The sequence below is a fragment of the Alteribacter aurantiacus DSM 18675 genome (assembly GCF_000429705.1).
Lineage (GTDB): Bacteria > Bacillota > Bacilli > Bacillales > Salisediminibacteriaceae > Alteribacter > Alteribacter aurantiacus.
This window is the reverse complement of sequence record NZ_KE386942.1, coordinates 314319-326429: the sequence shown is the minus strand read 5'-3', so window position 1 is coordinate 326429 and position 12111 is coordinate 314319. Positions and strand designations below refer to the sequence as shown.

8 protein-coding genes are annotated in these 12111 nt (G+C 44.0%); 5 read left to right on the top strand and 3 right to left on the bottom strand.

What is annotated here, in order from left to right; all coding sequences use genetic code 11:
• The first annotated feature begins 31 nt into the window (after nucleotides 1–31).
• Nucleotides 32–1144 (top strand): Delta(10) desaturase DesB, encoded by a 1113-nt coding sequence (gene desB, locus G476_RS0117000; RefSeq protein WP_026691147.1) that lies wholly within the window; start codon nucleotides 32–34, stop codon nucleotides 1142–1144.
• Between the two features lie 305 nt (nucleotides 1145–1449).
• Here desB and G476_RS0116995 read toward each other — a convergent pair whose 3' ends face one another.
• Nucleotides 1450–2748, bottom strand: coding sequence for a TraB/GumN family protein (locus G476_RS0116995; RefSeq protein ID WP_026691146.1), 1299 nt, complete (start codon nucleotides 2746–2748; stop codon nucleotides 1450–1452).
• A gap of 453 nt (nucleotides 2749–3201) precedes the next feature.
• Here G476_RS0116995 and G476_RS0116990 point away from each other — a divergent pair, with 453 nt between their 5' ends.
• Nucleotides 3202–5109 carry an ABC-F family ATP-binding cassette domain-containing protein gene (locus G476_RS0116990; RefSeq protein ID WP_026691145.1) on the top strand — a complete coding sequence of 636 codons (1908 nt, stop codon included), beginning with the start codon at nucleotides 3202–3204 and terminating at the stop codon, nucleotides 5107–5109.
• A 45-nt stretch (nucleotides 5110–5154) separates the two neighbouring features.
• On the opposite strand, the gene G476_RS0116985 is transcribed toward G476_RS0116990, so the two are convergent.
• Nucleotides 5155–5433 carry a hypothetical protein gene (locus G476_RS0116985; protein ID WP_026691144.1) on the bottom strand — a complete coding sequence of 93 codons (279 nt, stop codon included), beginning with the start codon at nucleotides 5431–5433 and terminating at the stop codon, nucleotides 5155–5157.
• A gap of 126 nt (nucleotides 5434–5559) precedes the next feature.
• Between G476_RS0116985 and G476_RS0116980 the strand changes: the two genes are divergently transcribed.
• A complete protein-coding gene (locus tag G476_RS0116980; RefSeq protein WP_051314897.1) occupies nucleotides 5560–8808 on the top strand; it encodes a DEAD/DEAH box helicase in 3249 nt (1082 codons plus the stop codon).
• A gap of 266 nt (nucleotides 8809–9074) precedes the next feature.
• Here the strand turns inward: G476_RS0116980 and G476_RS0116970 are convergent, their stop codons facing one another.
• Complete coding sequence (locus tag G476_RS0116970; protein WP_026691141.1) at nucleotides 9075–10472, bottom strand: Glu/Leu/Phe/Val family dehydrogenase; 1398 nt, start codon at nucleotides 10470–10472, stop codon at nucleotides 9075–9077.
• A 252-nt stretch (nucleotides 10473–10724) separates the two neighbouring features.
• Between G476_RS0116970 and G476_RS0116965 the strand changes: the two genes are divergently transcribed.
• Together G476_RS0116965 and G476_RS0116960 are read left to right on the top strand one after the other, a co-directional pair.
• Complete coding sequence (locus G476_RS0116965; RefSeq protein WP_026691140.1) at nucleotides 10725–10922, top strand: hypothetical protein; 198 nt, start codon at nucleotides 10725–10727, stop codon at nucleotides 10920–10922.
• A gap of 167 nt (nucleotides 10923–11089) precedes the next feature.
• Nucleotides 11090–11848 carry a TspO/MBR family protein gene (locus tag G476_RS0116960; protein WP_026691139.1) on the top strand — a complete coding sequence of 253 codons (759 nt, stop codon included), beginning with the start codon at nucleotides 11090–11092 and terminating at the stop codon, nucleotides 11846–11848.
• Nucleotides 11849–12111: the final 263 nt, after the last annotated feature.

The following is a 12111-nucleotide window of genomic DNA, read 5'->3' as shown; positions in this document are numbered from 1 at the left end:
GAGAAAAGCGTTTTAAAGAGGAGTGGAATACGTGAAAAACAATAAGCTCGTAGAAGAGGCGGAGTTTCATTCGTTCGGTTGGTATGCTGCACGAGTATCGCCTCACATGCCGAAAAAAGCCTTCAAAGCAGTTCCGGGAAGGTTATGGGGCGGACTGATTTATGCCTTTATTGCTCTTGGAGGGATTTTTTCCATCGCCTTCTTTGACTTGAATATTTGGCTCAATTTATTAATTGCTGTCATATTAGGTTCAAGCTTTGCCTCCCTTGGTTTCTTAGGTCACGAGATTTTGCACGGAACAGTCGTTAGAAAACGTTGGTTACGAAATGTGTTAGGGGCAATTGCCTTTTGGCCGCTCACAACAGGCCCTGAATTGTGGAAAAAATGGCACAACATGGAACACCACCATCATACACAAGATGAACATAAAGACCCAGATGCTTGGCCTACTGTGAACAAGTTGGCAAAAAGCCGTTTCCTTCGCTGGATGTACCGTATTCCGTTTACAATTCGAGCGATGGCAGGCTTTGCTGCGCTCGCATTTACATTTACACTCCATTCTTCACATATGTTTATTACGTATATTAAAGATTTCAATAAAGAGAAACAGATTAAAGTATGGATGCAATTTATTATGCCTTGGGCGACCTGGATTGGTCTTCTCCTATGGATTGGACCGGTTAAATGGCTATTTGCCTTCTTCTTGCCGCTGTTAATTGCAAACTTCATCGTGATGGCGTATATTTCTACGAATCACAGACTAAACCCTCTTGTGCCGGTTAACGACCCGTTAGCAAACAGTTTAACGGTAACCGTGCCAAAATGGGTGGATGTGCTTCACTTTAACTTTTCGTATCATACGGAGCATCACTTGTTTCCGGGAATGAACCCGAAATATTATCCGATTGTTAAGCGTCGGATCAAAGAGATGTGGCCTGAGCGCTATCATGAAATGCCCATGAGCAAAGCGATGCGCGCCCTTTGGAAAACGCCTCGTGTTTATTTTGATCAAGATCAACTGGTTGACCCAAACAATGCGACAGCGTTCGGTTCCCTTGGAAATGGTCTCGACCCGAACAACATTAAAAGTAGGGAAGTGGACTTGAGTCAGTTGTCGTTAAAAGGGAAAAAGAATAATGAATAAACAGTAAGTGCCGCGCCACCTTAATCGAGGTGGCGTGTTTTTTTGTTGGGAGAGGGGAGAGGAATAAAAAGTGTGGGAGGGGTCGCGGCATAGCTAACTCCACCAAATAGAAAATAACTACGCCAATTACACATTTAACTCCGCCAAACAAAAAATAAGTACGCCAATTACACATTTATCTCCGGCTATTTCGAAATAAGTGGGTTATCCGAAAACCGAAATACTCCAAGCCACCCTTCCACCACTCCTTCTTATTAAATCATACATAAAAAAACCGCACCCAATAAAGAGTGCGGCTCACCATCTTATGCTTCTTCACCATCTTCATCTTCCAAAGGGTCCAGAACCGTGTTGACGGTGTAACCCTCTTGTTCTAATCGATCTGTAATGCTGTTTTCTCCCAATAAATGAATCGCACCGACTACGACAAAGTAGGTGTTATGCTCTCCATCTTCTAGGAATCTGACAATGCTATCGGCCATCGCCTCATCGCGCTCATCGGTTAGGGCCCGAATGTAGTCTTGGTAATCTTCAGGTTCGTTCTCATCAGGATAACGAAGCTCGGTTAAGGCTTCTTGATCGCCTCTACGCCACATGGCCATCAAATCTAGGAGTTCATCTCCGAGTTCGTCATATTGATCAAGCGTGTGACTGAGCTGTTCTCCTTGGGTTTCCAATGTGATGATGTTTTGGATGTCCAACTGATCTTCGGCGGTTTCAAGACCAATAATCTCTTTTTCGTCTTCAGCTGCCCGTTCGAGAAAGTGCATATCAATTCCGAGTCCCGGCTCATAACCAGCTGTCATGGAGACGACTGATAAGAGGATTTCTTGAACGTACCAAGGTTTCATATCCCTCAGGTCGCTTCTTAACAATCCGTATGGACTGAGGAGTAAGGCAATTTCATCAAACTCTTCTTCTGTTACATAATCTTCAAGGGACTGATCGTCATCGAATATGCCCGCTTCTGATGCGATCTCTTGCAACCTTTCATCCGACAGTTGAGTGAAATCGATCTCAAAAACTGCAGCAGACGACTGTTCAAAGGCTTCTTCAATGTCTTCGTGCAACGGATAAAGCTCTTCTGAACCAATATGTATCGATCCGAGCATATACACGGTTTTGTTATCGTTGGTTACTTCATAAAACACGCCACGAGACGGTTCCATATCAAGGGCAAACCGCTCTTCATCGATAAACACAAACACATCGTTATTAATTAATTGTCTGACAACGCTATAGGATTCCGATCCGACAGATAAGTTAAGAGGGTTGTTTTCAATGTCTACATTTTCAATATTCGGTAAGTCCAGAAGAGGAGTAATGTCTTCAATTTGATTGCCGAAAACGATCAGCTCTTCCAGTGATTTGAGATTTTCGATCCCATCCAAGCTTTGGATGTTTCTTTCAAAAGCATGAAGGGTGCGGATGTCTTGTAACTCTGCTTCCGTCAGCTCGCCTTCAGGTTGTCCCAAAGCTTCTCTTACTGCAGATTCAAGTTGTCTATCTTCAAAGAAAGATACATTTTCACTTTCGGTTGGTTCTGAACACCCAATGATCGTAAGGAGGGCAATCAGCACGATATAGAATTGTGTTTTCTTCATTTAGCATCCTCCATGGGTATGTGTGACAATATGTAATACTATCAAAAAAATAAGGTACTTACCATACTACTAAATAATGTAAGGCTTGAGAATAGGGCAAAGTAAATGTTTTATAAAAAGATTTTTCAAACATTACCCTTTTGAGCTACAATAAAGGGATGATAGTAAAACGGTATTTAGAGTCGCTGGACTGAAAGTGATGGATAACTTGGCCGAAGTGATGGATAACCGGCCGGAAGTGATGGATAAACCGGCCCAAAGTGATGGATAAATTCAGAAAGTGATTGATAACCGGCTAAGAGTGATGGATAAAATCTAAAGTCGATGAACAAATCACCAATGTCGACGAAAAAACGCCAAGGCTTAAACTTCTTATATAAAAATTAAAATGTTTACCAACAAATTAACTCAGCAACAGGAAAATAGCTTATTGAAAAGATAAGGGGTATACGAATGACAATTTTATCTGTGGATGGATTAACAAAAACGTACGGTGAAAAGGTCTTGTTTGATAACGTTTCTTTTTCCATAACAAAAGGGCAACGGATTGGCCTTTTAGGAGTTAATGGAACAGGGAAATCGACACTGTTAAAAGTGCTCGCAGGCATCGAAAGTGCAGAGAGTGGAACGATGGATCATGCCAATACCTTTCATATAGAATATTTGCCCCAAGATCCGGAATTAGACCCGAATCGGACGGTTCTTGAGCACATCTATGACGGAGATTCGACCATCATGAGAGTGATGCGTGAGTATGAACAGGCAGCTCATGAACTGGAACAGGATCCACAAAACGAAAAGCGCCAAAGCAAGTTAATGAAGCTTCAAGCACGGATGGACGAAACAGAAGCGTGGGAAGCGAATACCGTCGCGAAAACCATCTTGACTAAGCTTGGCATCACGGATTTTACAAAGCAAATGGCACATTTGTCAGGTGGACAAAAGAAAAGAGTGGCGATTGCAAAAGCGCTTATTCAGCCGGCTGATATTCTCATCTTGGATGAGCCGACCAATCATCTGGACAATTGGACAATCGAGTGGCTTGAACAGTTTTTGTCACAATATAAAGGGGCCATTATTTTGGTCACGCACGATCGTTATTTCTTAAATCGCGTCACAAACCATATCTTCGAACTCGATCACGGAAGTTTGTACGCTTACGAAGGAAATTATGAAACGTACTTGCAAAAGCGTGCGGAAAGAGAAGAGCAAGCTGAAGTGCAAGGAGCAAAGCACCGAAACATTTTAAGAAGGGAACTGGCTTGGCTAAAGCGGGGAGCCAAAGCCCGGACTACGAAGCAAAAGGCTCGGATTCAAAGGGCTGAATCCCTTCAAGAAGAGTCGTTTGAGCGTGAAAAAAGAGACTTGGATTTTGCGATCGGGTCGAATCGACTGGGAAAAAAGGTGATCGAGCTTGACGGGGTCACAAAGGCGATGGGAGGAAAACCTCTCTTTGAAAATGTGGATTACTTGGTTGTTCCAGGAGAGAGGCTAGGCATTATTGGTCCAAATGGAACCGGGAAATCCACGTTGTTGAATGTGATTGCCGGACGTCTCGCTCCTGATCGAGGCCATGTGGAAACGGGCGAAACGGTGAAGATCGGCTATTACACACAAGATCATCAAGAGATGGATGAAAGCCTTCGGGTAATTGAATACATTAAAGAAGCGGCAGAATTGGTTCATACAGCGACAGGTGATGTGATTACGGCAGAACAGATGCTTGAGCGATTCATGTTCCCAAGACCAGTACAATGGAATGTCATTCGTCGTCTGTCCGGTGGGGAACGCAGGCGTCTCTATTTACTTCGTGTTCTTATGGGGGAGCCGAACGTCCTGTTTCTCGATGAGCCTACAAATGATTTGGATACGCAGACGTTAAGTATTTTAGAGGATTACCTCGATCAGTTCCCTGGTGTCGTTATTACGGTTTCCCATGATCGGTATTTTCTCGATCGTGTAGTCGATCGCCTTCTCGTATTCAAAGGGGATGCTCAAGTGGAGAGATTTTTCGGCCACTATTCTGACTATATGGCTGAAAACAAAGACTCGGTTAAACCGATCGAAGCGCAGGGGAAGAGAGATGCGAAGCCTGAAACGCAGGCGCAACCAACCAAAAAGCCAACGAAATTATCGTATAAAGAACAACAGGAATGGAACACCATTGAAGATCGCATCGCAAGTCTTGAAGAAAAAATCCAATCTATTCAAGAAGGCATCGTAAAAGCGGGTAGTGATTCCATGAAAGTGCAAGAACTTTTCCAAGAACAGCAAAAGACCGAAGAGGAACTGGAAGCTGCCATGGAACGCTGGGAAGAGCTTTCGTTGTTAGTTGAAGATATTAAAGCAGCGAAGGGGTAAAGGGAGAACGATAGGAGCTTTATAAGTTGAATCGAAGTTCACCTTTTAAACTCCTGAGGCTACGCAGCGATTGAAACCAATAATCACAAAAAAGAAGGGCACCACCGCTTGTGGTCCCTCCTTCTTGTTTGTTCTTTTTAAGATCGTCGTTCCGAACCCGTCATTCGATTGACGAACCGTCCGATAAAGCGGGACGCCAATTTCATGAGAAAGCTGAATAAGAAAAGGCGCAAAATTCTTCGGATGATCAGACTCATAGCTTTCACCTCTATTTTGTATTGGTTGTGTCTCTATTCCCGATTCCAGGGGGAGTTTAAACGTCACCCTCTTCCTTTACCCTTTAGTATGACAGAAAGAGGGAGAATTCATCCCGTATTTAAACCAACAGAAAAGACTACAATGGAAGAGACGAAGCCAAAGAAACGTTCGTTCAGGTAGGAGAGGATGTCCGTGTTTAAAGGATTAACAGAAGATCGTATTCGAGATGCAGCCAGTTCCCAAACCGTTTTTGAACGAGGGCAACGTTATAAAGAAGAAGGAGCTGTGCACGACCTATACTTCGCCCGTGAAGCTTCTCTTTATGAAGCGACTGTAAAAGGAATGGACAATTATGATGTATGGGTAGATGTCGTGAATGACAAAATCGACATTACAGGGGCCACATGCACGTGCCAGGCTTTTCAGACCTATTCGGGACTTTGTAAGCACCTGACTGCTTTTTTACTCGAAATTCTGGAGCGTTCTCATGTGCGAAAACAGAGTAAGCCACTCTTTTCGCATCGTGCCCATGACAGCAATGAAGACCATGCGCAAAGCCTGATTGAAAGCTTTAACCAGGTGTATGACCGTAAAAAAGAGACGTTGAGTGAAAAAGAACAATTGAACGTAGAATTCATTTTGGATCTCACATCTGCCTTTGGCGGAAGTCATTCGGGTTCGGTTGATCTTGAAATGAGGATCGGCCCAAAAAGGCGATACGTGGTAAAAGACATTAAAGAGTTTCTTTTTGCCATGGAACAATCCAGAGCCCTTCGTTTTTCGAAGTTGTTTACATATCACCCATCCGACTACTCGTTTAAAAAAGAAGACCTTCGCGTGTTTAACCAAATCGGGAAGATCTTTCACGTAGAAGATGAACTGTTATCCATGAGCAGCCGGAGTCACTATTTCAACTCAGTGGACGATAAACGAAGTGTGCAAATACCGAACTCGTTTTTAAAGGATGTTCTTGAAGCGCTAACCGAATGTGACGTGAGAGTGGAAACGAACGAAGGGCTTGTGTATGACGGGATCGGTGTGGAGTATGAACCTCCCACGTTGCCCGCTCAATTTGACCTTACCTATAAAGACGAAAAGCGAAGTGACTACCTTCTTACGTATCAAAACCATGACAGGATCGTGATGATTGGGGAAAAATACAATTGTTTGTTCTATAAAGGAACGTTTTACTTTTTGACAGAAGAAGAAAAGCGAACGCTTCTGACTTTGGATAAAAAATTCGCCAACGTCCTTAACGGAGAGGTGACGGTGGCAAAAGAGCATATGATGGACTTTTCTTCTGTTGTGTTGCCGCAGCTGATGGCTGTAGGAACGGTCGATGTGGACCCGGAAGTAAAGCGTCTCATCAAAGCGGAGCCCCTAAAAGGGAAGCTTTATGTGGACTTGGTGGACAATGAAAAGGCCACTGCACGTCTGGAATTCGTTTACGGTGACGTGACACTGTCTCCTTTTGATATAGAGCAGCCGGAGAGTGAAGAGATTGTCGTTCGAGATATGGATAAAGAAAATGAGCTCTTATCTCACATTGAAAAACTTCCGTTCAAATACAACGGAACCGAGCTTTATTTGGAAGAGTGGGAAGATGTGCTCGACTTTTTGCTCATCGAACTGCCTGCTCTCTCTCGCAAAATGGAAGTATATACAACTTCTGAAGCAAAGCAATTTATCCACACGCCGACCGAAGCACCGCGCATCCATATGGAGAAAAACGAGCGGATGAACCTCCTTGATATTACGTTCCAATTCGAGGGCGTTGAAGGGGATGAAATTGAGGCGATGCTCACGGCCCTTGCGGAAAACCGGAAGTACTACAAGCTTTCCAGTGGAGCTTACGTGAACCTGCAAGATGACCGATTTGAAAACATGAGGCGCGTCCTCGAGCAAATGCCCACACCGATCGACGGCTACTCTCAAGAAACACAAGTTCCACTCATGCGTGCTTTTCAGCTTGAAGAAGCCGGAGCCGAGTCCATCAAGCGTGGGAAACGGTTCAGAGAGTTATTGGAGCGGATGTACAACCCAGAAAATATCGATACGACCGTGCCAGAGTCCTTGAACGCCACGATGCGAGAGTATCAAAAGGTGGGATTTGGTTGGTTGAAGACTCTTGGTAACTATGGCTTTGGCGGGATTTTAGCGGACGACATGGGTCTGGGGAAAACGATTCAAACGATTGCTTACTTGCTTTCTGAAAAAGGAGACGGTGATGCTGGGCAAGCTTTGATTGTTTGTCCATCCAGTCTTGTGTACAACTGGCAAAAAGAAATTCAGCGCTTTGCCCCGTCATTAACGACAGCCGTTGTATCGGGCCCGTCTGCTGAGCGGTTAAGTATACTGGAAGAAGCAAAAGATGTGGACGTTATCATCACGTCGTATCCATTGTTAAGGCGCGACACGGAACATTACGTAAAGACGATGTTTTCGGTATTTATTTTAGATGAAGCCCAATACGTTAAGAACGATTGGACACAAACAGCACGGTCTGTAAAAACCATTCGAGCAGCTCAGGCTTTTGCCTTGAGTGGAACGCCTATCGAGAACTCTTTGGATGAGCTGTACTCCATTTTTGAGATTGTGTTGCCAGGGCTCTTTCCGAGCAAGAAGGCTTTTAAAGAAATGAAGGAATCAGATATAGCCAAACGGGTTCGTCCTTTCGTGTTGCGTCGGGTAAAAGAGGACGTTCTCTCCGATTTGCCGGATAAAATTGAAAACGTTCAATTCACGGAGCTAAGCGACAGCCAAAAAGCAGTGTATTTGGCACAGCTACAACTTTTGCGAAATGAAGTATCCACGGCGATTAAACAAGACGCCTTTCAAGAAAACCGGATGAAGATCTTGGCTGGCCTCACTCGTTTAAGGCAAATCTGCTGTCATCCGAAGCTGTTCATGGAAGACTATACCGGAGACTCGGGCAAACTCGATCGCCTTCTGGAGTATTTAAAAGAGGCCATTCCATCGGGCAAACGCGTTGTGATTTTTTCACAATTCACGAAGATGCTCGGGATGATGAAAAAAGAGCTTGAGAAGCACGGGTGGGACTATCACTATTTGGACGGAAAAACACCTTCTAGTTACCGAGTGACCATGACAGAAGAGTATAACGCTGGAGGGAAGCCGCTGTTCTTGATTTCCTTGAAAGCGGGAGGTACAGGGCTGAACTTGACCGGTGGGGATACGGTTATTCTGTTTGACTCCTGGTGGAACCCAGCAGTGGAAGAGCAGGCTGCCGATCGTGTCCACCGATTCGGGCAAAAGAAGGTTGTGCAAGTGGTGAAGCTCGTCACGGCAGGTACGATTGAAGAGAAGATTCATCAGCTTCAAGATCAGAAACGAGAGCTCATGGATAAAGTCATCCAAACAGGAGAGACGTCGATTACGTCGCTTAATAAAGATGATATTCAGGAGTTGCTGCAGATTTAGGTGCGAGGAGGATCGGGGTGGTGGTGTCGAAGGGTGTCAAATTCTCTTTAAATGGACGGAAAGTCTGCATAAACGGCTTGAAGTTCATCATAAAGGGCGGAAAGTTCTTCTTAAAAGGCCCGAAGTTCATCATAAAGAGCCGAAAGTTCTTCATAAAAGATCCGGAGCTCCACCTAGCCCGATCGAGTTTCTCCAAGGCACAAAAAATCCGAGCCAGCATTTAGCGGCTCGGGTTTTCTTATTCTTTAGGCTTTTGCTTTTGTTCTTTAAAACAACTTCCCATGTCGGTACAGTAGACTCGTCAGTCGCTCCAGTGCTAAGTAAAAACAGCCGAATCGCATGGTTTCGTTGCTTGAGTAGAAATACGTATCGTACACTCGCTTAAACGTCTTAGTCATCTGAGCTCCCATGTCATCAAGGATCTCAGACTCGGAAAAGTGCTCGGTGACCTTGCTTTGTTTCCACTCAAGATAGGAAACGATCACACCGCCGGCATTAACAAGAATGTCCGGAATGACGATTTTGCCCGTTTCTTCAAAAAAACGGTCCGCTTCTTGTGAAAGAGGAGCGTTTGCCCCTTCGACAAGGATGTGTGCAGGAATGGCTTTCATGTTTTCTTTATGGATTTGGTCTTCGACTGCCGCAAGAATGAGGACGTCGGAGCTAACGGTTAACACGTCTGATGCTTCCAGAATCTCTGCTTCCATTTCCAGCTCGTTCAACTCTTTTTTCGACTGTGGCAAACGACCGTGACTGAATCCGAACCCGTCCAAAATATCCACATTCAGCCCGTTCGGGTTATAGAGTGTCACGTCTCTGTCTGAGACAGCTACGATGTGGTGTTTAAGCTCCTTGTCTTCAAAGGCTTCTCTGGCAGCGACACTTCCCACGTTTCCAAACCCTTGGACCGCTACGTTCAGGTGACCTTTTTCTTGGTGTTCTTCGTATAAATACTCCAGGGTTCGCCATTGATCCGTGCGTTCTACTTCCTCTTTATCCGCAAGCTCTTTAAACCAGTCGTTCAATAGCCAACGGTAGCTTAAATAGGTCCCTTTCCCAGTGGACTCCCGGCGCCCTTTTGCGCCTCCGTTTTCCACGCTTTTTCCTGTAAACGAGCCTAGGTAGGATTCCCCTGGATGAATGGTTTTGTATTCACCGACCATCCAGTCGATCACTTGCTCGTTTGTTCCTAAGTCAGGCGCGGGAATATCGTGATTGGGTCCGATATCTGGCTTAAAGCGCTGTACATACTTTTTTGCGATTAAGTTTAGCTCGTGGCTGGAAAACTCTTTGGGATTTACATGAACGCCGCCCTTAGCTCCGCCGAAGGGGAGTTGATGCAAGGCGTTTTTAATGGTCATTAAAATAGCGAGGTTTTCTACTTCCGCTTCATTGACATTCTCATTAAAACGAATGCCACCTTTATAAAAGCCACTAATGTTGTTGTGCTGGACCCGGTAGGCTGGTATCCGTACAATCCCGTTCTTTCCTCTGGACACACGGATATAGCTTTTAATAATTTTGTCTGTGGTTTTCAGAATCTCTTTAGCAGAAGCGCAGACTACTTTACGCTCCTCTTCCTCGCGTATGCCAAGGAATCCGTTTTCATCTGATAGAACATCCATTACTTCTTCAATAAGTGCTTGCGTTTCTTCTCTTTTCAATGAGGACCCTCCTTTGGGAACGTTACTATTTACTCATTTTCCCTAGGAAGAGGATTTGAAACGACAAACAGGTGGGGTGTTCTACTTTCTTGTAAGGACTCGTATTCTTAATAATAGTACGCCTTTTAAGAAGAAGGGTCTAATAAAGGAAAATAGTGTAAATATACGTTTACTTCTAAAGCATTGAGGGTACACCTTATTAAACGAACAAGCCGAAACGATTATTGGTTGAGTGGCGGAAGGAGGCAGAACTTGTACTACACAAAAGAGGAAATCCGAATGATGCTCGATCACTTGGACGATAACGAACTCGTCAAAGTCTATGATTATATTGTGAAGCTGAAAAGAGATGGAAAACAACGGCGTTCTATGAATGGGGCAAGTAAAAGTAACGGGCAAATGAATGGACGGAAAAATTCTGCGGCGCCAACACAAATGAAATTAGAATAAAACCAAAAAGCATGCTGACTTGCATGCTTTTTCTTATGCCCGCTAAGTAACAAGGGAATTTCATGACATGTCCTGAGCTTGGGAAGAATAATGTACTACTATAGATGCTTTTATCTCTTTCGATTTTTGGGTAAAAAACAAGTAGCATACCGAAAGGAGCCGAGAACATGAACTACCAGCAATCCCTTTTATTAAAATGGTCAAACGTTGTTGCCTTACTCATTGTCCTCGTTGTAAACGTGTTATCAAACACTGTTCCGATCAATGGCCAAACTGCAGGAGAGATTTCGGATCGTTTGAACGTATTGTTTACCCCTGCAGGATATGTGTTCTCCATTTGGAGCTTAATTTATCTTCTTCTGATCATATGGGTCATTCGTCAATTTTTTGCACGTCCGGCTGATGAAGAAGCATACGCCAATATTGGCTACTGGTTTATCATAAGCTGCTTCTTTAATGTTTCATGGCTTCTTTTATTCCATTACGAATTTTTCCTACTAACAATGGTAGCGATGGTTGGGTTGTTGGTAAGCTTAATTGTGGTTTACCGAGTTATTATGCTTACACCTCACACGTCGTTTTTGATGAGACTGCCATTCTCGATTTATCTTGGATGGGTATCAGTGGCAACGATTGTGAACGTAGGTGTCGTATTCAACAGTCTTGGGTTTGAAGAGGGCCTATTCTTATCAAATGTCGCTTGGACGATCCTTTTACTCGTAATCGCCTTGCTACTAGGCTTGTGGTTTACACATTCATTTAATGATCCTTTTTACTCACTCGTGCTCATCTGGGCATTTATAGGAATTGCCATTGAACGTCAAGGAGAATACCCGGCCATTGCCATGACGGCTTGGGCCTGTGCCGCTATTTTGGGGGCATATGTGGTCTACTTCTTTTTATCGAATAAAAAAGTATATGGATAATACTTTGGACAAAAAACATCCGTACAGGCGTGCGGGTGTTTTTTGATCCCCTTTAGTTAGGGATCTTAAAATGAATTGACAACACGTTTCATTTTTAATAAACTGAAATTGCGTAATAATGATAATCATTCTCACTCTATGAACGTTCACCCCCTTGAATAAAGAGTGGGAATGGTTATCGTAAACTCTCGATTAATGCAGAGGGTACTAGTAAAGTCGTAAACCGAACTTTGAGAGTACCTTTACCCAGGTGCAAGGGTTTC

Bases quoted from the DNA above. Each gene is read 5' to 3' on its own strand.
- G476_RS0116990 (WP_026691145.1), top strand. From the start codon at position 3,202: ATGACAATTTTATCTGTGGATGGATTAACAAAAACGTACGGTGAAAAG.
- G476_RS0116960 (WP_026691139.1), top strand. From the start codon at position 11,090: ATGAACTACCAGCAATCCCTTTTATTAAAATGGTCAAACGTTGTTGCC.
- G476_RS0116995 (WP_026691146.1), bottom strand. From the start codon at position 2,748: ATGAAGAAAACACAATTCTATATCGTGCTGATTGCCCTCCTTACGATC.